The following is a 21,759-nucleotide window of genomic DNA, read 5'->3' as shown; positions in this document are numbered from 1 at the left end:
AACACTCAGGGCCTTACAATTTAAACGCAATACAATGCGCGAATCACGCCTCAACGCGCTGAACCTTGCCAGCCTTAATGCATTTCACGCACACACGAAGGCGAACGTTCTCGCCATCAATGGTGGTGCGAACCGGCTGAAGGTTCGGGCGGAAGGTGCGCTTATTGCGGATATGCGAATGTGAAACAGTGAAACCAGTCTGAGGTCCCTTGCCACATACTGCGCAACGAGCTGCCATAATTGGACTCCTATTTTCTTTGACTTGCAAGTCTTGCGTCATTCAAACACACGAACTACTTACGCAAATTACTTACGCACATTGCATAAACAAATAAGCACGCTTGAACGCACAACTACACAAGTATATCACTTACCAAGACAATCCGCGCGCACAAACTCAGTCTTTTCTTGTAAATCCTTGACTGTCTTGCATCCAAGAAGAGCCATAATCACCCTAATTTGCTTCTTCCAGTTATCAATTTGCAAAGAAAGCGCATCCTCACCTTCATGCATAAGCGTATGCAAAAACTCGCCAGCGACACCAACTGCAGAAGCACCCAAAGCCAACGCACGCACAACATCCAAAGGCGTGCGAACTCCTCCACTTGCGAAAACTTCCATATTTTTTAACGAATCACACTTGCGTATGTCAACCAGCGACTCAACAGTAGTAAGACCCCAATCAGCCAAATAATCACAGTCGCCTAAGTTCCTGCGAGCATTCTCTATTGTTACAAAATTAGTTCCGCCACGACCAGACACATCTACAGTGCGCACTCCAACATCTTTAAGACGATGAACATCTTTAGCAGAAATTCCGCATCCAGTTTCCTTCACAATCACAGGCACGCTTAGTGCTTCGCACGCACTGACAATAGACTCAATATTGCACAACCAATTTCGAAAATCGCGATCTCCTTCTTGCATAACCAACTCTTGTGCAGCATTTAAATGCACTTGTAACGCATTCGCATGAATCATGTTTACAGCACGCAATGCATCAGACGCGCTAGTTCCAGCGCTAACATTTGCCATCACAAATCCATGTGGATTTTCGCTTCTTATGACACTGAAAGTGCTGAGTAAAGTTTCGTCTCGAAGAGCAGCACTCAAAGATCCACTCGCCATAGCAACAGAATTTTTTGCAGCAACTCTAGCAAGACTTGCATTCACTTTTTTAGCAGCATCACTTCCGCCGGTCATTGCGTTAATATATATCGGCGAGCACCAATGCACAGAATCGCATACTTCGCTTCCTAGCACGTTCACGCTAGCGTCAATTTCTTCAAGCGCAACTTGTGGCAAAGCATTCGGCACAAAACGCACTTTGTCAAAATCTGAATCTGCACGAGTTTTATACTGCTTGTCCGCAAGCGCAATATGCGCGTCTTTGCGGTTTTGTATTGTGCAAGATTGAGCAGATTGTGCATTAGGTTCGCGACTCTTAGCAAACGCGTCTAATACAATATTTTCAGAAGGCTTACCAGTTCCAAAAATTTCCGTAACATCAATATTCAATGGCTTTATTCCATTGGCTTCCCAAGTAGATTTCATAGTTTCAATTACATTATTGTCGTAAATTGTCGACAGCGCAATTGCACAATCTCCCCCGCCTGCGCCGCTAGTTTTTGCAGGAATACCGGCACAAGTCGCAATTTCAATAAATTTTGTAAGTTCATGCGTTTCGATAACAGTTCCAGTAAGAGCACTTAATTTTTGTAACAACGCACGATTTTGAGCAAAACCGCTAGAAATTTCGCTTATTTCAAACTTTTCAATTGCGCGCGCAAGTTTTTGCACGCAAATCTCACTTTGTTTGCAAAAATCTTCGTAAGTAAAAAGTTGATTTTTATTGTCAAAAGCACTAGTTTCGACGCTACTTTCCGTACTACCTTCAGCACTAGTTTTAACGCTACTTTCTACGCTACTTACTAGCTTTGCGCTAGACGCAGGAGAACCAGTCCACCCGACTAAAAGTTTTAGCGACTTATCTGCATTTAAACGCTTAACTTCCAGTCGTGGCCACTTTTTGTGCAACAACTCATCGAAATCAGAGCATCCGGATTTTACTAGCGTCAGCTCAGCTTCAAGCCACTCTCGGCTATACGCGCGATACATAATCCAACCGCCATAAGAGCTGGCAGCAACATCTCCACCGCTTCCGGATTTTTTAACACTCGACGACGCAATCAACGCTAGCTTGCAAATTTCTGGAGTCGAAAGATTCAAACCATACCATTTGCACAACGCACGAATAACTGCAACAGTTACGGCAGCAGAAGATCCAAGACCGTATTTTCTACCAGTTTTTGCATCATCAAGTTCGCTAGAAATATGCACATTGTAACTTTTTCGGTTAATATTTGGCGCACATCTCTCACTAGCATAAGCGTCGACTACGCACATTGCAGCGAGCACATAAGCATATTTTCCGTCGTTTTGTATTTCAATACTTCCGTCGGATGCACGCGCCCAAAGAAGTGGTTCATATTTTTCACCATCTGAGGTAATTACACCACAATAATTTCTGTTGCTAGGCGCATTTTTCTGCAAATTTTCGCGTAACTCTTCGTTTAAGGTTTCATCACTTATGCTAACTGTTACATAACGATTAACAGCAGCAACAATTGCAGCACAGCCGTCAACAACAGCATACTCGCCAGCAATATAAAGCTTTCCTGGGGCACTAGAGCGCACTTGAGTCATATTATCCGCCTATTTTAAACTCGTACTCACCGTCACAGCGTCACCTGGCAGCGCAATCGCAAATTTCGGCTCGCAATATTCTGTATTACAAAAAACGCTAGAATTACGTAAACCATTCTCAACTCGCGAGCGCAACTGACACATCGCACGATAAGCATCATCTCCAGAAGTAAGCACCTTCACATTTGGACCAGCATCCATCGTAGACCACACCAGCCAACCATCTTTTCGCATATTTTTAACCGCTTCAAGCACAATATGCGTGCTGCTAGTTAAATAATTCACCGACGGAACAGCATTATGCATAGTTTCGTGCATTCCAAAAGCATTGCGTTCAACAACCTCACCCAATTGCTCAATATCTGCTTGCTTAATTGCGTTTTTAGCAATTTCAAGGTCGTCTTTCGACTGCTCAACCCATTGCATATACGTTGGCGAAGTTTCAACCGTTCTGCGCATCGCTTCTCGGCTAGAAATCGGCTTTTTGCTATCGTCCAAAGTAACAACAATCATAGCAAGGTTTAAATTTTTAAGCGTAACTTGTGCGTTTTCAATAGGCTCTGCGTAAGACGTTTCGTCGTCGCAGCCTGCATGCCAAATTGAAAGTCCTCCAAAAATCGAACGACAAGCTGAACCAGAACCACGTCTTGCAAGTCTAGAAAGTTCTCGTGGAGTTAGGTTTAATCCAGCAGCGTACGAGGCAGCAGACGCAAGAGCTGCAAAACCAGACGCGCTCGATGCAAGACCGGCAGCAGTTGGCACAATATTATGCGAAATAACGCTTGCTTTCGTTGAAATTCCTGCAATTTCACGCACCAAATCGAGCATAGCTACTACGCGACGAAAAGTTTTTGCAGACGGCGAAATCTTTTCATTATCTAAAGTAAAAGTATCTTGTTCAAGATTATTCACAAAACTTACGCTTGTAGTTGTAAACAAATCCGAAAGGGTGAGCGAAAGCGAGGAAGTATAAGGCAAAATCAGCTTTTCATCGCGCTTACCCCAATACTTAATCAGCGCAATATTCGCGTTTGCTTTAGCAAAAGCTGAGTTGGGTGAAAGATTAGCGTCAAACGTTATTTTTGGCTGAATTTCAACATTTTGCATACTGTTCCTTTTGCGGCAGATACGTAATTCTCGTTTGTTAATGTGCTAGTCAATGTTTTAGCAAAACAGTGCGCACAAGCTTCTTTTCTTTAAATAACTGTAAAGTTTATGCTACATTTCAAGTAAAAATAAGATTCAATTTATTGCAGAATCACCTATATTCACAATCCACGTATCGCAAGCTCCTGCATTTTTAAAAGCTTCACTCACTCGCTTAGCAGCATCCTCACTATCAGCCAGCGCAATGACACATCCTCCACCACCTCCGCCAGTAAGTTTTGCACCCAACGCGCCATGTTTGCAAGCAGCATCTACCAAAGTGTCAAGTTTCGCAGTACTTACGCCCAAATCCGCCAAAATACGGTGTGCGAAAGTCATTTGCTTACCCATATTTTCAATACGACCAAACGCCAAATCATCTTCTGCAACAGCCGCAATCTCCCCCAATTTATTGAGTTGCGCTCCAACTTCAACAGGATTCGATTCTAAACGAGAACGCAAAGCTTCAACTGTTTCGCGAGTCATTCCTTTGCATCCAGAATCCGCCAAAACAAGCCACGCACGCATGTTAATTTCCATGCGTTCAAAACAGCCACGACTAAAACGCACAGGCCAGGAAGCAGCGGTTGCAGTGGCATCCAAGCCTGAAGAACGTCCGTGAGCCACGCACTCAGCAGTCTGCGTCAACTTAAAAATCTCATCATCGCTAGCTGAAACGCCATAATAGTCAAGAATCGCACGAATTATAGCACCAGCAGCAGCCGCAGACGAGCCAAGACCTCGTTCTGCTGGAAAATCAGACTCGGTAAAAATGTGCAAATTCTCACCGCTCCACCCTGCAAACTCTAGCGACGCGCGAATTGCTGTTCGTATGCTATTAAAGCGCGTAGGAATTTCGGAAAGTTTGCCAGTAAAGTCAAGGCACGAAAGAGTTATATGTGAATCGAGATTCGTCGTAGATGCTAAAGATTCGCGTGATGCAGAAGATAAAGATTTACACGAAGCAGGTGCTAAAGATTCATTGCAACTAGTTACAACAGCGCGCATACGCAAGTTTTTAAGCGGCAAAGCTATTGCAGAATGGCCATAAACCACGGAATGTTCGCCAAAAAGAATAACCTTCGCGCAAGTTTCGCCATAACCTTTGTGATTGCTGTATTTTATTGCGTTTTCAAGATTTGCGCTTACGGAATTTTTACAAGCATACTCTTCGTCATTGCGAATAGCAGATATGCTGGCATCTTGCGCTTTTGCGTTCTTACTAAACTCGTCGGCCAGTTCATATTTGCTTTCCAGCACAGTTTGCATCTCCTTTATAATTTCGCAATTTTCCAACTGTTCTAATTTAGTCGAGTAAAACTTAAAAAACTACGTTACGCACGTGACACTTACAACACATTCACATTTTCAAAATATTGCAGCATAAAAAAACTCTGCGCAGCATCGCAATGAGAAAACTCAATACAACGCAAACGCAGAGCTAATGCTTAAGTTCAATCCACATGTATTACAAGCAAGAAACCACTAAAAGCAAGAATCTGCTTGTTGCAACATGTTTTGTAAAATTCACAAAGCTACTTACTCAGCCACAACCTTAACAGTGAAGGAAGCAGTGATTTCCGGATGCAACGTTACTGTTGCTGGGAACTCACCAGTGGTCTTAATAGTAGCAACCTTAATTGCGCGAGCCTCAACTTGAGCCTTGGAAGCCAAAGCGGCAGCAATCTTCTCGGCAGAAATGCCACCGAAAAGCTTGCCGGATTCGGAAACCTTAGCAGAAAGCTCCACAACGGTGCCTTCAATCTGAGCCTTAGCTGCAACTGCCTCTTCACGAGTGGCAACAGCCTTGGCAAGACGAGCGCGACGCATTGCTTCAATCTGGGAAGCAGCACCCTTGTTCCATGCAAAAGCAAGACCCTGAGGAATCAGGTAGTTGCGAGCATAGCCAGCCTTAACTTCAACAACGTCACCAGAGTGACCGAGGTTGGCAACAGTCTTGGTAAGAATAACCTTGGTTTCAGCCATATTCCTATCCTCTCAATCAGCGACCGGTAGTGGCGTAAGGAAGCAAAGCCATTTCGCGAGCATTCTTCACTGCCTTCGCGATCTTGCGCTGTTCCTGCACGGTTACGCCGGTGATACGACGGGAACGAATCTTGCCGCGGTCAGAAACGAACTTGCGCAGCAAAGCAACGTCTTTATAATCAATTTCAGTAATCTTGGCAGCCTTCAAAGGATTTGGCTTCTTCTTGAAAGGCTTGACCGGTGGTTGCGGCCTTTTGCGTGACATAAGATGTCCTCTCTCAAATCCGTTATGCTTTTTGCATAACATGTAACTGATGATGTATTTATAAGGATTAAGTAAGCGCGTAAATAAGTGCATAAATAAACAAATAAATACGCTATCTATAGCTCAACTAAAACGCTAGAACTCAGGTTCTTCAGAATCGCCGCCAAAATCAGAATTGGCACCGAAAGTTGAAAAACTATCGTTTGTTGGCGCAGCAGCACTCCACGGATCAGCCGCTGAAGAATTTGCGGCATGCTGAGAAGCAGCCTGGCTAGCAGCATAATTTGCTCCGCCAGCATAACCTGCGCCAGCAGCATTTGATGCGCGCGAGCCACCAGCAAAACCTGTTGAAGAGCTTTGGCGGTTAACTTGCGCAGTTGCATAACGCAAAGATGGACCAATTTCGTCAACCGTAAGTTCAACAACTGTGCGATTCGAGCCGTCTTGCGCTTGATACGAACGCTGCGACAACCTGCCTTGAGCAATCACGCGCGTGCCTTTAGAAAGGCTGTTTGCACAATGTTCTGCCAAGTCTCTCCACGCTGAGCAACGCATAAATAATGCAGGCCCATCCTCGAACTGATTCGTATTACGATTAAACGTTCTAGGTGTGGATGCAATGGTAAAGCTCGCAACAGAAGCACCGTTGGAAAGTGCCCTTAATTCAGGATCCGAAGTGAGATTTCCCACGACGGTAATAATTGTTTCACCTGCCATATCGTGCCTTTTCTTTCTCGCTTTACTCGTAATCACATATCAGTGATTACTGGCAATTTTGTGCGCAACTTATGCGCGGTTGTTTACGTATTTATTTAGCTTAACTAGTTTTTATTTAATTCACTAGAGCTTACTTAGTTTTGCTAGTTTTTACTTAGCGTCCTTGCGAAGAATCTTCGTGCGGATTACAGATTCATTAAGGTTCAAAACACGGTCAAGTTCGTCACTTACAGATGGCTCGGCAGTGTAGTTCACCACAACGTAGTTACCTTCGGTTTTGCCTTCAATTTCGTAGGCAAACTTGCGGCGACCCCAGTAATCGGTGCCGTCAACGGAACCGCCCTCGTTGGTGACAAGCTCAAGATACTGCTCGGTCAACTTCTTAAGACCGTGCTCATCCAGCTCAGGATTTGCAATGAACATCAGTTCATACTTATGTGCAGACATCACCCACCTCCTTCGGACTATCGGCTGTGGACCTTCCACAGCAGGAGTGTGTTTGCAAAATATGCGCGATATGTTTGATGATAAGCACCAAAACCGCACACAACTTTGCTATTTTACAGCACGCTCGTGACGACGAGAGTTACGCGCTTAAACGATGGTGTCAGGCGGCAGAAACTTTACAGCAGCGTAAAGAAAAAGCCGCGAAACCAGCAAATAACGACAGAAACTTTACAGTTGCGTAAAAAGAGGACGAAGACGTGAACACGAGCGTGCAGAGCACAAAATTGTCATAAAAAAACTTAGTCTAGCGCACCTTTCAGCACACTAGACTAAGTAATTCACAGAAAAACCGACTCAACGATCAACCAATAAGCTAAAGCCCAAATGATTCATCACTGAATCAGATTTCAGCTTAGTGACGGATCTTGCGAAGAGCAGCACCCATGCCAGCAAGCACAGAAGCAGCAACAGCAGCCAAAGCTACAGCAGCACCGGTCTTAGCCAATGGAGCAGCCTTCTTAGCTTCAGACTTCTTATCAGACTTCTTGTCGTTAGCCTTGTCATCAACCTTCTGACCATGACGCTTGAGGTAGTCAGCGACAGCCTTGCACTCGAGAGAATCCTTACCGTAAAGCTTCACACACTTCGCGTAATCCATGTCCTTATTGCCAAATGGAGAATGCTCATACTTATCATTCTCGTCTTCAGCCTTAGCCTTAGCTTCCTTATCAGCCTTCTCCTTAGCCAAACGAGCATCAAGCTCTCCAGCGTCTTCAGTCTTATAGAATGACTTATTATAAGTAGGTTCAGCAGGAGCTGCAGGAGCTGCAGGAGCAGCAGGAGCTGCAGGAGCTGCAGGAGCTGCAGGAGCAGCAGGAGCCTCAGCCATTGCTGGGACAGCAAAAGCGAAACCAGAGAGGAGGGTGGCGCCAGCAGCGAATGCGGCGATAGCCTTCTTATTCAACATAATATTTTCCTTTCTTCTTCTCCTTCGCACTAGGGTATGCGAAGAAAAATTTGCCATTTGCGGTTTCCCGCTCGTACCAGTGAACTAGGGATTCAACCGGTAACTGAGTTAAAACTTACCGCAAGCTCTCAGAAAACTCAACACTAAAATTCAGGTTTCTCAGCATCAAAAATACAAAAAATCTTGATAAATATTCGTTATATTCATTAAAAAGCAGAAATATTTACGGCATTTTTCTGTATTTTTTGATAAAAATTACACGACACGCCATATACTGGATTTTTTTAACATTTTTTCAGCTTTCTTTAAGGTTTGAGTTTTGTGATTTCTCTAACAGCCTTATAAAACAACAAAAAACGCAATATTTAACCATCGGCACGCTTTATTTAAACATAGCAAAATTTGTTTAAACATCGGCACACTTGAAACCAAACCAAACAGCAAGAACAAAATGCCCGAGTAAATAACTCACTCGGGCATTAAAATCATCAGCGCGCAAAATCAAACTTTGCAAAAATACTTGCAAAATACTAATCAAGCAAATCGTCAGAATCTTCAGAATTCGCTAAATCGTCACCATTAGATGCATCAAGAACATCTCGCTCGTCAATAACAGGTGCCAAAACCAAATCCTTTACAAGCTCACGCGTGCGAAGCTGAGAATCAGCATCCAAACCATCGTCGGTAATAACAGTATCAACCTGATCAAAACGAGCAAATAGCGAAAGCGACGTACAACTCCATTTAGTATGATCCGTCAAAATAATCGTGCGATCCGCAATATCCATTAACGCCATATCAGTAGCAGCTTCCAAAGAATTTGGCATAAGGAATCCGCGAGGAAGAGACACAGAATGCGTGCCAAGAAAAACGGTATTCACACGAAGAGAAGCAACAACTTTATCTGCAATAGGCCCAACAAGCGAATTGGAACGCGTAATCACGCCGCCGGTAACAATAACCTCGACATCCTTCGACTCTAAAGCTTGCACAAGCTCCGCAACAGGAATCGAATTAGTCAAAATCGTAATGCCAGAAGCCCTGCGAGACTCGAGCAAATGCTGCGCAAACACATAAGCAGTGGTACCGCCGCCAATAGCAATCACATCCCCAGGAGAAACATAGTCCACAGCCAAACGCGCAATCGCATCCTTCAAACCAATGTCCATTTGCGACTTTACAGAAAACAGCGGCTCCGAAAGCAGAGTATTAGTCGTTACAGCACCGCCGTGAACGCGCTTTAAAAGCCCACGATCCGAAAGCTCTGCGATATCCCTGCGAACCGTCATAGCAGAAACGTTCAGTTCTTTAGAAAGCGCAGTAATGCGAACAGCACCGCGCGTACGGAGACGACTTAAAATCAAATGTTGACGCTGTGAAGAAATCATACGAACATTATCGCACACGTAAACGCAAAAAACAAACGTAATTGAGCGTTTCAGGGCATTAAAACGAAAAGAACGCACATTTTGTTGTCAAGTAAAGCAGGTTTTGTGAAAAATCGCACAAAAACGAACGCGTACTAAGGAAGAAAACGCACAAAATACACTAAGGAATGGCGTATATAACAATAATGCCCTACTATATAAATATGTATTACGTTTCTGAACACTCATTGCACAATGTCGTCAATAAAACAACGACAGACCTTTTTACATTCTCATACAAACACATTATTAAACCGCATTTCGTTTTTAACATTCCTCCAGACGAAGCGCATGATCGCATGATTAATTTTTGCAAATTTAGCGAGCGCACTCCTGGGTTAATGTGGCTTCTTCGCGAAATGCTTAACTACACAGACCCGGTGCTAGAAACTAACGTTATGGGTGTGAATTTTGCAAACCCGTTTGGCTTAAGTGCAGGACTAGATAAAAATTGCCAAATGGCAACCGTGCTAGACAACGCCGGCTTTGGATTTGAAACAGTTGGCTCTACCACAAGCCGACCATGCGAAGGAAATCAAAAACCTTGGTATCATCGCCTTCCAGAATATGACTCTATTCTTGTACACGCAGGACTAGCAAACGATGGCAGCGAAGCCGTTGTTGCACGAGCCGAGAAAGCTTGGACGCACGCAACATCTATGAATATGTCTATTTCTATTGCGCGCACAAACGACGACTTAGTTGGCGACTTGGAAGAAGGAATTGAAGACTACCATATTTCTATGGAACGTGCAGCCGGAAAAAGCTCAATAATTGAAGTAAATATTTCATGCCCGAACACGCGTGTGGGTGAACCATTTAGTCAGCCGGAAGCACTTGACAAATTATTCACTGATCTTGACACTATTAAGCGACCTCAGCCAACGTTAGTTAAGATGCCGCTTAATTTACACGGCGGTTGGGAACAGTTCAAATCTCTGCTTGACGTACTTGCCGAACATAAAGTTGACGGAGTAAGTATTGCAAACTTGCAAAAGAATCGCGCAGGACTTGATGTTCCGGAAGATTGGCAAGGAGCACTTTCTGGAGGTCCTACCTACAGCGCAAGCAACGATCTTATTCGACGCACGCGCAAAGCTTTTGGTGAACGTTTTGCTATTGCAGGCATTGGCGGAGTATTTACGCCAAAGCAAGCATATGAGAAGATTCGCTCAGGCGCTGACTTGGTTATGTTTATTACGTCACTTATGTACAGAGGACCGCAACAAATTACGACGCTGAAACGCGGACTTGCGGATCTTTTGAAGCGCGACGGCTTTGAGCATGTTGCAGACGCAGTTGGTGCGGATTTGAACTAGCACAGTGCGTATTTGCGCTAAAAATGACCCTTACTTTGCTCACAATCAAGTAGCATAAGTAAGGGTTTATTTGTATAAGGAACAGCACAAAACAACTTAGTATTTAGTAAGTTAACTAGCAATTACGAGTTAACAAATACCATTTAGTAATTATCAGTTTCTGAATCACCATAGTCGTCGCGGCGAGCAGTGCCGTACTGATCTTGCGTGTTCTTTTGCGTCTTAGCTTCTTCCTGCTGTTCTTGTGCTGCCTGCTTTCTGGCGTCTTCATCTCGCTTCTGCTGATCAGTTTTAACAGTATTTTTAGGCGTGCCGGGCAGAGTTCCACCGGCAGTATACTTTGGATCAGGCTTGCCATAATCGTTGTCAACAGGAATGTTAGCAGCTTTCAAATAGTCGTTCATAAACTGTTTCCACGCTGGGGTTGCAATATACATACCGTACCAAGCTGCCATTGTGCGACCGTTAATAGTCATGCCATTAAAGCTTTTCTGTGATTCAGCGTTACCAACTGCCACAAACGAAGCAACTTGATACGGCACAAAACCAGCTGTAGTCATGTAGTACTGCTCGTTAGTACCAGTTTTTGCGAAAGTCTTGCGACCGCCATCAAGTTGTGTAGTTGAAGCCTCGCCACCAGGTTGCACAACACCCTGATTCAGCGCATAAGCAGCAGTTTGAGCGATTCCCTTTGGAATTGCTTGATGGCAATGCGCACTAGGAACTTTCAAACGCTTACCGTTTTTGTCAACAACTCGCTTAATAGCAATAGGATCACATGCCACGCCATCAGCACCAATAGTTGCATACACATTCGCCACAGTTAAAGGCGAAGCTTGCACAGAACCAATCGTCATAGGCGGATTAAGCGAGTTAGCAGAATACACGCTTTCCTGACCAAGAGGCGAATTGTGGTAGCCAAGTATGCGAGCAGCATCCGCGATTGAACACAGCTTAATTTGCTGAGCCATAGAAGCCTGAGTGGTGTTATGCGAGCGCACAAGACCTTGCAAAGGAGTTTCCGGATTAGTTGTGCCACCACCAGAGTTTTGAACTGACCAACTACCAACTCCGCGGAATTTGCTGCAATTAAAATCAGCATTATTATAAAGCATAGAAGTGCGAAGAGGCTGATTAATTGACTTTCCAGCAAGCATCCACGCAACCATATTAATTGGCTTCCAAGTAGAACCAATTTGCCAACCGAGACCGCCACCATCTCGTTCATCGACAGCGTAGTTCAAAGCCGTATGCGTAGGATCTGATTTTGCAGCATCCGTAGCATCATAAATACGATTGCTACCAAACGCCAAAACTTCACCAGTTCCAGGCTTAATTGCCGCAATTGAAACCTCAAAACCGCTCTTATCATTTACAGGAATCGTATCCCTAGCAGCTTTCATAGCAGCCTTACTAGCACGCAAATCCATAGTTGTGTAAATATCAAGACCACCCTCAGTAAGCAACTTCTCGCGCATGGCAGCAGTTTTACCAAACTCGCGAGAGTGCAAAATTTTCTTCGTCACATAATCGCAGAAGAATGCTGCATCTCCTGCAGCCTGGCATCCAATCTTAGAGACTTCCCTCTGTATGTTAAGAGTGCTTTTAAGAGGAATAGCAACAGCGGAATCATGCTCGCTCTTAGTAATAAAACCTTGACGAAGCATTAAATCAAGCACAATATTGCGCTGCTTTTGCGCTTCAGGCTGATTTGCTTCAATAGAAGGATCGTAACGCGAAGGATTCTTTGTAATTGCAGCAATAGTTGCCGATTGCACAAGATTAAGTTTTGCAGCACTCGTATTGAAGTAGCGATGAGCTGCAGTTTCTACGCCGTAAATATTATTGCTACCGAACTGCGCAATATTTAAATATCCCTGCAAAATCTCAAGTTTAGAGTATTTTTTCTCCATTTGAATTGCAATAAGCATTTCGCGTAATTTACGTGCAATAGTGCCTTCAGAAGCGTGATACTCAGCTAAAGGATCGTTATTTTCGCGAGCTTTAATCATAAGCACATTTTTTACATATTGCTGAGTTAAGGAAGAGCCACCTTGCATATCTCCCTTTTTAACGAATGTTTGCACGAATGCGCGAATAACACCTTGCATATCTACGCCGGAATGCTCAAAGAATCGACGGTCTTCACGAGCAACCATTGCTCGCTGCATATATTGCGATATGCGTCGAAGCGGCACTACAGTGCGATTTTGAGCATAAAAAGTTGCAATAATAGTTTTGCCATCAGAAGCGTAAAGTCGCGATTTTTGCGGCAACGCGGTAACATCAAAATCGATGCCGTCAACGCGAAGTGAAGGCACTACTGTTTTCACTACACTATTCACGCTCATTACGCCAGGAACAAACATAATACTTGCTGCAATACCTCCTGCAACACACAAAGTGATGTAGGTAAGGAACAGTGCTAACACACGGCGAACAGTCAGTGAATTCTTTTTCGGCATGCGTACTATTTTAAAGGTTTGCCTCTACTTGAAAACTGACATCATAAACATTCGCATTTTAACGTTCAGCTCGACGAATAAGCATGCCAGGCTTGTAGATAATAATTGACCTGCCTTGGCGCATAATCCAACCCCTGTTTGCAAAATCCATAAGCGCTTTGTTAACTGTTTCGCGTGACGAGCCAACAAGTTGCGCAAGCTCTTCTTGCGTTAAATCATGCGGAACAAGCAAGCCATCGCTCATAGGCTCACCAAATCTTGAAGCTAAATTCAGCAAAGTCTTTGCTAAACGAGCAGGAACATCCATAAAAACTAAATCGGAAATTCGCTCATTATTTGCTCGCATGCGCGCTGCAAGCACTTGAAGCATATCTACTGCAACACTAGGGTGATTGTTTAACCAATGGAATAACACGTCATTTTCTAGCCATAAAACTCTAGTATTGTTGGTAATAGATATTGCTGAAGCTGTACGAGGACCGCCGCTAGGGTCAAAAACGGGAATTTCGCCTAGAATTTCGCCAGGAGTGTGAATACTTAACAATTGCACACGATTGTCGTTTGAATGACGAACTAATTTTACTCTTCCACGCTCAAGCAAGTACATTCGATGGTCAGTATCGCCTTCATTAAAAATTGCAGAACCTTTTTTAAATGTTGATTCTTGTAAATACTGCATCAATTCTTTTACTTGATCAGCTGGAACTTGCTTAAACAATGCGGTATGTTGCAGTGAAAATTCATCGCTGTCAACGTTGAGTGTTGCCATTGCTGCTCTACCCCTTCATTAAGCAATAAGTAGATATCTCCATTGAACTACCTGTATGTAAATGAGCACAAACGCAAACGAAAAACGCAAGCGAAAAACGCACATCACTTGACCCATGATATCACGAAAGGCGTGGAAACGACATTTACTTTACAACGCAGTAAAGTTTCTGCCGCTTCCAACTAACTGTTTATACCCATAACATGCAGGCACCATGCGTTTTCATAAGCTAACTCCTGCCATTGCCTGTACCTGCCAGAAGTGCCACCGTGACCACCGTCAGTTTCAATACGAGCAATTGCGTCAACTCCAGAAGCTTGCAATTTAGCGAGCCATTTTAAAGGTTCCGTAACAAGCACGCGCGTGTCGTGAATAGAGGACGTGATTAAGATTTTCGGAAAATCAGCTAACTTTTTGCGACCATCTTCCGTTTTTACGCAAGGCACATTTTCGTAAGGAGTATACGATTTCATATAAGCATAAGCTTCAGGATCATCGAGCGGATTGCCCCACTCATCCCACTCTGTTACAGTAAGCGGCAAAGAAGAGTCGAGCATAGACGTAAGGGCATCTACAAAAGGCACGTCTGCTTCAATTCCTGCATAACATTCCGGAGCCATATTTGCTATAGCACCCATAAGCAAGCCTCCTGCTGAACCACCGTTTGCAACAGTATGGCAAGCGGAAGCAAAACCAGCATTTTGCAAAGCACGCGTGGCATCAACAAAATCTTCAAAAGTATGCTTTTTATTAACGCGCCTACCCTGTTCATACCACGCACGACCCATTTCGCCGCCACCTCGCACATGCACTTGCGCATATAACACGCCGCGATCCAGCAAACTCAAGCGACCGACAGAAAAAGTAGGGTCTGAACTAACTTCATACGCTCCATAACCAGTAATAAACATTGAGTCAGTTTGAGAAATTTTATCCGGACGCCACACAAGAGACACTGGCACACGCTCACCATCTCGAGCAGTAATCCAAACGCGCTTTTCAGCATAATTGCGCTCATTAAATTCACCTAAAATTTTACCTTGCTTGAGCAACACATCTTCGCCTGTTAAAGGATCCAACTCGCGAAGTTGACCTAAAGTCGCATAACTACCAAAAGCGTAACGCATACGCGGAGCTTCGTACGAAGGATTTCCAGTCATAGAAATACTCAATAGGCGATTATTGTTGATTTCTTCTTGTGAAATATTTGCGAGCGCAGCACGTGGTTCGGCTTGCGCTTGATCCGCAAGTTGAGAAGAAAGTTGATCCGTAAATTGATTCGCAAGCTGGGAAGAAAGCGGTCGCACTTCGCAAAAACGCCACGGTTTTGCTTGCAAAAAATCTTCAACAGCGCGCTTCTTGCTCATTACAGCCAAATGCGGCAAACCTTGAGAACGATAAGCTAGTGCCACATAATTTTTGTACATTGACAATCCGCTTATGCTCAATCCAACTGCATTTTGCAATATTTCAGGATTTTGAGGCGAATTATAAGGCTTTGTAATAGGCTCACTTCCAGCACCTTGTTGCCAAGCATCTCCCTGCTCGCAACCATAAGGAGAACCCGACGCAACACATACTCCATCCGAAAGCTTATACGTTATATGCTCATCAAACTTGCCGGAATTTCCTCTCATATCAATAATGTCAATTTCAAAATTAGGATTTTTAGCGTTATGGCACACAATCGCAATTGGAATATCTTCACCATTTTCGCCAGCATTCTCAAAGCAAGCGAAAGAAATATCGTATTCCACCCCCTCAACCGGCTCAATAACCATGCTGAATTCGCCTTCAGGATTGCTCAAAGGAAGCATAAGCACGCGCGACGTAGTCTTTGAACTACTGCTGATCATCATGTATCGTTCGTCAAAACTTTCATACACGTCAACAAAAAATCGCTCGTCAGTTTCTTCAAAAACTTTTACATCATTAGAAACGCTAGTGCCAACCTTATGCCTCCAAACTTGATAAGGACGCCAAGCATCATCAAGCTTTACATAAAACACCCATTTTCCATCTGGAGAAAGTGAAGCAGAAGCAAGATTTTCCCACGATTCTTCTAACTGCAACCAAGAACATGTTTTTGTAGAAAAGTCACGAATAAAATAGTTAAAGCGTTCATCGCCTTGAGTGTCGACACCGTACAGCATTCTCAAACCGTCGGTACTCAAATCCATTCCACCGACTCTAAAGAACTTGCCACCAGAGTGCTCAGATTCAAGGTTTGCATCAAATAAAATTTCTTCACCATCAGTTGTGCCAGGTTTTGCAGAATTGTCGATAGTTGGCGGATTCCAATCGTCACTATTTTTGACTTTCATACGGCATTGCACAGCGTATTGTTTGCCTTTTTCAGTGCGCACGTAATACCAGTAATTATTCATGCGCACAGGAACAGACATGTCTGTTTCTTGAACTCTTGAGCGCAACTCGTCAAATAATGTAGAACGCAAGTTTTCTAAGTGCTTTACACGCTGTTCAGTATAAGCATTTTGACTATTGATGTATTCCATAAGCTTAGGATTATTGCGATCTTTCATCCAAGCATATTCGTCTATATAAGTGTCGCCATGGAATTCACGCGTCGACGGTATGCGTTCTGCCGCTTTTGGCTTTGCAAAATCTTGATTATTCATAGCTACACCTCTTTTAATTTTCATTAAGTATTTTCTTCAGCTTTTATATATTAGTAACGAAATATTTTCTGCAATTCTTTAATATTACAAAATTATTTTGCAATTATTTTATACTATTTCGCAATCGCTTCCTCTATAAACGGAAGCATTGCTTTAGCTAAATCTTTGCCTTGAGGAGCTGCAAAAAATGGCACGCCTTGCAAAGTACCAACAGCACCTTCTGCTTCAATTATGCGCATTTGAGCATCATCAAAATCATCAATATCACCAGAAAACTCGTTAGCATTATGTAATTTTTCGATCGCCATAGTAGGAATTTCTTGCGCAGCTTCACACGTAGTATCAAGAGCATCCGAAAAAACATATGCACGCTTAGACGCACTTAAAGCAACCGCAAAATCACGAGATAATTTACGACGAAAATCCTCAACAGTAGCATGCTTACGCAATTGCCTAATACCTACTGCAAGCACACGACCTGGATGCTTACGAATAATATTCGCATACGTTAAAGGATCCTTTTGACCATCATCGCCAATAAGCACAAAACGCATACCCGGAAAATCATCCATAAGCTGAGTTGCAAATTCTAATTTATGCTGCGGTCCGTTTGGGATAAAAGTTTTAGGACGTGGATCCAAATCACGAAGAAGAAGAGGACCCTCAGGAAACTTTTCGCGATCAATAAAGTGACGAATTGAAGCCTCAACATTCCACGGAGAAGTAGAAAGATAGAAAAATGGAATATCGTCACGTAAACGCTCTAAAGACTGGAAAAACTCAGACATTCCAGTAACTGGCGAACGATGAGCAGGATTCATAATAAGCAAGTTATAAGCAGCACGAATTGGCGAAGGCGCTTGAGTTACCATAATAGTGTCGTCAACGTCCGAAATAACACCAACAGGAACATTTGCGTCAATAGCAAACAAGCTCGCTTTTACAGGCTCACGGTCACTAACAGAATACGAAACAACGTGACGACCAGGCTCTAAAGCGCGCTCAGTAATTAAATCTAAATACCCTGCACGGTCAGAAATACAATACTCTGCACTACCATCGCGCGAACCTTCAGGCTTATCGTATATTTCAGAATCGCCAATTTGAGCTGTTTCTACAGGAATACCGTCAATAGACAAAGCCACGCGCACACGCACAGCAGGAACAACAAGCATCGCGTAAATTCCGCGTTTTAGAGCAGAATGATGACCAAGCTTTGGAGCATACACAGTTCTGCAAATCAAGCGAGCATATCTATGCGTTCCATACCCAATATATGGCTCAACACTTGGAAACCAGCCAAGACGACGAGCAACACGACCAGCAAGACGCATCCACATGCCGACAATAGACGTAACGAGCCTGCGACCAAAACGCACAAGCAATGGCTTATTGTCAATACACTCAGCTTTAGACGGAGTGTCAAACAATGTTGCAGTAACATGCACAGGAATTGGCGCGCTGCTAATTCGTCTAGACGCAGCTAACTTCGGAGTAGATTGTGGACTTTGCACACACTCAAGATTAGAACGCGCAGAAAGCAAAAGTTCTTCGGCGCGTTCATCTTTGTTAAGTGAGTTACCCACAGATTCGCTCATTCGCGTACCGGACCATCTGGAGTCGTGCCAACAATTTGTACAATAGTGCCACGTGGGCAATTTTCAAAAATCCAGCGAGCATCCTGCTCATACATGTTTATGCAACCATGAGAGCCGTGATTTGCAGCATCGCCAGTTGCAATACCCTTATAATTCCAAGAAGCAGTGTGGAAGCCTTCTCCACCATGGTAATAGCTAACCCAACGCACTCCAGGAGAGAAGTAAGGAGAGCCATCGCCGTTCCTACCGCGCATATCTTGTGAAGCATAACGCAAGTAAATAAAGAATGTGCCGGAAGCTGAATCATCAGCACCGCGCTTACCTGTGCAAACAGGGAATGTTTTTACAAGTTCATCATTCTTATAAACAGAAGCCGTTTGGGTTGTTTTGTCAACAACAATGCGCATTTCAACAAGCTTCTTTTCAACGGTAAACTTAGTGATTTTCGCAGGAACAGCCATCTTGAAATCATTGCCATTGCGCAAAGATTCTACAGCCTTTTTCGCAACACTATTGGAATAGTTAATTTCAACACCATTAGAACCTTTAAGCGTTGTGAAAATAAACCTACCTTCTTTATCAATTGCATCTTCTTGATTAATTTTTTGCTGATTAAGTTCTTTTGGAAGAACTTGAGACAAATAATAATCTGCTTTATCTGCATCAATTGTGTAAGAAAGCTTACGGCGAGTCGTATCTGCTTTTATACTGATCCAAGACGCAATCGCTTCTTTTGGAACCGTAAAATCTTTACCGTCACCGTTATTAAACGTGATTTTTTTCTCAAGAAGTTTATTTAAATCATTTACAAGTTTCTGCGCTGCATCAAGCTTAATAGGAGCGTCAGTGCGTCGAGATGTAACAGAAACTTTTACTGTTTTACCAGGGTAAGCAATTAACTTTTTTACTGCTTCACGAACAGACATAGTTTCTATAGTGCGACCAGGTATGCCATCCTCTACCTTGTAAGATTCAGAATCCTTGTCGAAAACTGCACTATAAGGTACAGCACGATCCTTCTCACGAATAAACTTATGCAATAAGTACGAATCCAAAGCAGAATCATCACGTACAGCTTTCAAGCTCACAGTTTGATGAACCCAAGGCATAATACGAGTAAATAAATTATCTCGCTTAGCATTCATAATAGCTTTTACAGTTGCGTTCTTATCAATCTTGACACCAAGCTGACTCAAATCTGCATCAATACTATTTCCTTGATCGTCACTAATTTCTAATTCGCTATGATCCACAGCATTCTGAACAGTCTTGCTTACAGAATCTTCCTGATAGCCAGTGAGATTGCGCGTAATAGAAGCATCACCAAAATCAACACCTGGAGCAACTCGATTGTTGAAATACAAATGAAGTGCAAAAAATGCTGCTGCTAACAAAATAACAAAAATAAGAAGCGAATACATCAACGCCATTGCGGAACGATTCGTACGATGTTTCTTTGCTTTCGGCTCTACTACTCTAAATGAATCGGTTGCAGTTGAATCGGCAGGAGTTGCATTTGCATACATGCCATAAGATGCAGCATTATTACCAAACACATTCTTCTTATTACCGGCAATATCTTCAACGATATCGTCAACAATGTCTCCAGAAGTATCTTCTTCATCGGCGACTTCGTCTAAATTATCAGCAAGAGTTCCCTCATAATTAACAGAATTATCAGCTATTTGATCTTCTACATGACTTTGAGGAACCTGCATAAAAGCAACAGTATCGTCACTAGCATCATCAGGCATATTACTAGGTGTAATATTGAGGGATTCATCTCCCTCAAAATTTTGCTGTAATTCAGCCATATTCAAAACCTCTGCTCAATAGTTGTATGCGACAGATACGCTTGCACAGTTTACCACTAGCGACGCACGAAATTAGTATTAGCGAAGCAGGAGAGCATAACTGGTTACATAACTAGCTATATAACTAACTAAATATTTAGTACAGAATTAATGCGAATAATACACGTGAAAAACGAGCAAAGAACAAGCAAAAGCAGCAAAATGCACAATTAACTAGCAACTAGCCGACACCTGATGAGTAACTAATAAACATCTAATACAAGCAATAAACGGTATTTATAAAAACAATACATACTATACAAATGTGTAAAAAACGTAAATATTCGCAATATGCCGCAAAATTTAGTATTGTAGAAAAAATAATGTGCAAGAATAGGAGGTATGCCAACTATGCCTATTCAAGCGACTATTGCTCTTATGATGATTGTATTCGCGCTTGTACTCGCTCCATTCGTCATCATGATTGTTTCGCGCGCTTTAAAACGTCATCATTTGGCAGAAAAACTTGCTCAACGACATGGCGACTCAGTGCATTACGCATTCATACTTAATCCTTCAAAACCACAAGCGAAATCGTATCGCGAAAGTATTAAAAATTATTGCAAAGAACGCAATTTAACCTACGAAATTATTGATACACAGTTAGATAAAGATGGACGCGAATGCGCTTTAGAAGCACTTTCAAACGGAGCTAACGTAGTAGTAGCAGTAGGCGGAGATGGCACGGTTCGTACTGTTGCGAGCGCAGTAAGCGGTAAAGGTCACGCGATGGGAATTATTCCTATTGGAACTGGCAATCTTTTTGCTAGAAATATGGGAATTCCAGTAAACGACGTGGATGCTGCGTTGCGTGTTGCAACTTCTCACGGCTCTAGGCAGGTTGACGTTGGGCGCGTAACGATTCTCGACAATCCAGAAGAAGATCATGGACACGCATTCTTAATTATTGCAGGCATTGGTTTTGACGCGTTAATGATTGACGACACTGATCCAAACTTAAAAAAGAATATTAGTTGGCTTGCTTATTTTGTCTCTGGCGTAAAGCATTTGTTTATGCCAAAATATCGCGCAACCGTTACCTTACAGCGTTCGAATGGCGACGAAAGCGTGCTAAAAGGATTGACTTTCCGCACACTTATGGCTGGAAATTGCGGTCAGATTCCTATGTTTTCGCTTATGCCAGAAGCAGCATATGACGATGGTGTGCTTGATTTTGAGATTATTGACACTTCGGGCGGTTTAATTGGTTGGGCTAATTTGTTCCGAGGAGTAATACACCAAACGCTAACAGGGCGCGCGCTCCAGCAGGATTCGCTTTCTGCAGGCTCAAGAATTGACCAAACGCAAGGTTTTAGCGCAGAAGTGCAATTAGAAAAATCTGCTCCAGTGCAAGTAGACGGCGACATTTTGGGCTATACGAAACATTTGCGCTTCACTGTTGACAAGCAAGCATTGTGCGTAAGAGTGCCAAAAAATAAATAAAATACAAGCACC

Annotated in this window: 17 protein-coding genes; 2 read left to right on the top strand and 15 right to left on the bottom strand. The window is 43.1% G+C overall.

All coding sequences use genetic code 11. The features are described 5' to 3' along the window. Positions 1-43 precede the first annotated feature (43 nt). The 10 genes from rpmB to D0T18_RS01760 form a co-directional block, all read right to left on the bottom strand. On the bottom strand, positions 44-238 hold the full coding sequence (gene rpmB, locus D0T18_RS01805) for a 50S ribosomal protein L28 (protein WP_012913853.1): 195 nt from the start codon (positions 236-238) through the stop codon (positions 44-46). 128 nt (positions 239-366) lie between these two features. Continuing rightward, positions 367-2,706, bottom strand: a complete 2,340-nt coding sequence (gene fni / locus D0T18_RS01800) for a type 2 isopentenyl-diphosphate Delta-isomerase (RefSeq protein ID WP_116440355.1) — start codon at positions 2,704-2,706, stop codon at positions 367-369. 9 nt (positions 2,707-2,715) lie between these two features. Continuing rightward, entirely contained in the window at positions 2,716-3,813 is a 1,098-nt protein-coding gene (gene mvaD, locus D0T18_RS01795) for a diphosphomevalonate decarboxylase (protein WP_116440354.1), read from the bottom strand. A gap of 135 nt (positions 3,814-3,948) precedes the next feature. Further along, positions 3,949-5,121 carry a mevalonate kinase gene (gene mvk / locus D0T18_RS01790; RefSeq protein ID WP_420870288.1) on the bottom strand — a complete coding sequence of 391 codons (1,173 nt, stop codon included), beginning with the start codon at positions 5,119-5,121 and terminating at the stop codon, positions 3,949-3,951. 270 nt (positions 5,122-5,391) lie between these two features. Then, a complete protein-coding gene (rplI, locus tag D0T18_RS01785; protein WP_004110231.1) occupies positions 5,392-5,838 on the bottom strand; it encodes a 50S ribosomal protein L9 in 447 nt (148 codons plus the stop codon). Positions 5,839-5,854: 16 nt separating this feature from the next. Next, positions 5,855-6,103 (bottom strand): 30S ribosomal protein S18, encoded by a 249-nt coding sequence (gene rpsR / locus D0T18_RS01780; RefSeq protein ID WP_004105399.1) that lies wholly within the window; start codon positions 6,101-6,103, stop codon positions 5,855-5,857. Positions 6,104-6,238: 135 nt separating this feature from the next. Beyond that, positions 6,239-6,820 (bottom strand): single-stranded DNA-binding protein, encoded by a 582-nt coding sequence (locus D0T18_RS01775; RefSeq protein ID WP_004110230.1) that lies wholly within the window; start codon positions 6,818-6,820, stop codon positions 6,239-6,241. 150 nt (positions 6,821-6,970) lie between these two features. Continuing rightward, entirely contained in the window at positions 6,971-7,267 is a 297-nt protein-coding gene (gene rpsF / locus D0T18_RS01770) for a 30S ribosomal protein S6 (RefSeq protein ID WP_004574062.1), read from the bottom strand. A 412-nt stretch (positions 7,268-7,679) separates the two neighbouring features. After that, a complete protein-coding gene (locus tag D0T18_RS01765; protein WP_103013806.1) occupies positions 7,680-8,234 on the bottom strand; it encodes a peptidase in 555 nt (184 codons plus the stop codon). A gap of 530 nt (positions 8,235-8,764) precedes the next feature. After that, positions 8,765-9,622, bottom strand: coding sequence for a DeoR/GlpR family DNA-binding transcription regulator (locus tag D0T18_RS01760; protein ID WP_064621441.1), 858 nt, complete (start codon positions 9,620-9,622; stop codon positions 8,765-8,767). A gap of 203 nt (positions 9,623-9,825) precedes the next feature. On the opposite strand from D0T18_RS01760, the gene D0T18_RS01755 reads away from it, so the two are divergent. Then, on the top strand, positions 9,826-10,980 hold the full coding sequence (locus D0T18_RS01755; protein WP_103013805.1) for a quinone-dependent dihydroorotate dehydrogenase: 1,155 nt from the start codon (positions 9,826-9,828) through the stop codon (positions 10,978-10,980). A gap of 143 nt (positions 10,981-11,123) precedes the next feature. Here the strand turns inward: D0T18_RS01755 and D0T18_RS01750 are convergent, their stop codons facing one another. From D0T18_RS01750 to D0T18_RS01730, 5 genes are all read right to left on the bottom strand, one after another. Continuing rightward, positions 11,124-13,445 carry a transglycosylase domain-containing protein gene (locus tag D0T18_RS01750; protein WP_103013804.1) on the bottom strand — a complete coding sequence of 774 codons (2,322 nt, stop codon included), beginning with the start codon at positions 13,443-13,445 and terminating at the stop codon, positions 11,124-11,126. A gap of 58 nt (positions 13,446-13,503) precedes the next feature. After that, positions 13,504-14,214 carry a Crp/Fnr family transcriptional regulator gene (locus D0T18_RS01745; protein WP_004110206.1) on the bottom strand — a complete coding sequence of 237 codons (711 nt, stop codon included), beginning with the start codon at positions 14,212-14,214 and terminating at the stop codon, positions 13,504-13,506. A gap of 182 nt (positions 14,215-14,396) precedes the next feature. Next, positions 14,397-16,877, bottom strand: a complete 2,481-nt coding sequence (locus D0T18_RS01740; RefSeq protein ID WP_116440353.1) for a S9 family peptidase — start codon at positions 16,875-16,877, stop codon at positions 14,397-14,399. Between the two features lie 89 nt (positions 16,878-16,966). Continuing rightward, entirely contained in the window at positions 16,967-18,451 is a 1,485-nt protein-coding gene (locus D0T18_RS01735; RefSeq protein ID WP_064622129.1) for an App1 family protein, read from the bottom strand. Next, a complete protein-coding gene (locus tag D0T18_RS01730) occupies positions 18,448-20,265 on the bottom strand; it encodes a L,D-transpeptidase (protein WP_116431919.1) in 1,818 nt (605 codons plus the stop codon). The genes D0T18_RS01735 and D0T18_RS01730 overlap by 4 nt, the downstream gene beginning before the upstream one ends. Before the next feature lie 381 nt (positions 20,266-20,646). Between D0T18_RS01730 and D0T18_RS01725 the strand changes: the two genes are divergently transcribed. Then, positions 20,647-21,747, top strand: a complete 1,101-nt coding sequence (locus D0T18_RS01725; protein ID WP_103013802.1) for a diacylglycerol/lipid kinase family protein — start codon at positions 20,647-20,649, stop codon at positions 21,745-21,747. Positions 21,748-21,759 lie beyond the last annotated feature (12 nt).

Source organism: Gardnerella swidsinskii, from assembly GCF_003397705.1.
GTDB classification, from domain to species: domain Bacteria; phylum Actinomycetota; class Actinomycetes; order Actinomycetales; family Bifidobacteriaceae; genus Bifidobacterium; species Bifidobacterium swidsinskii.
This window is presented reverse-complemented; position numbering and strand designations above follow the sequence as displayed.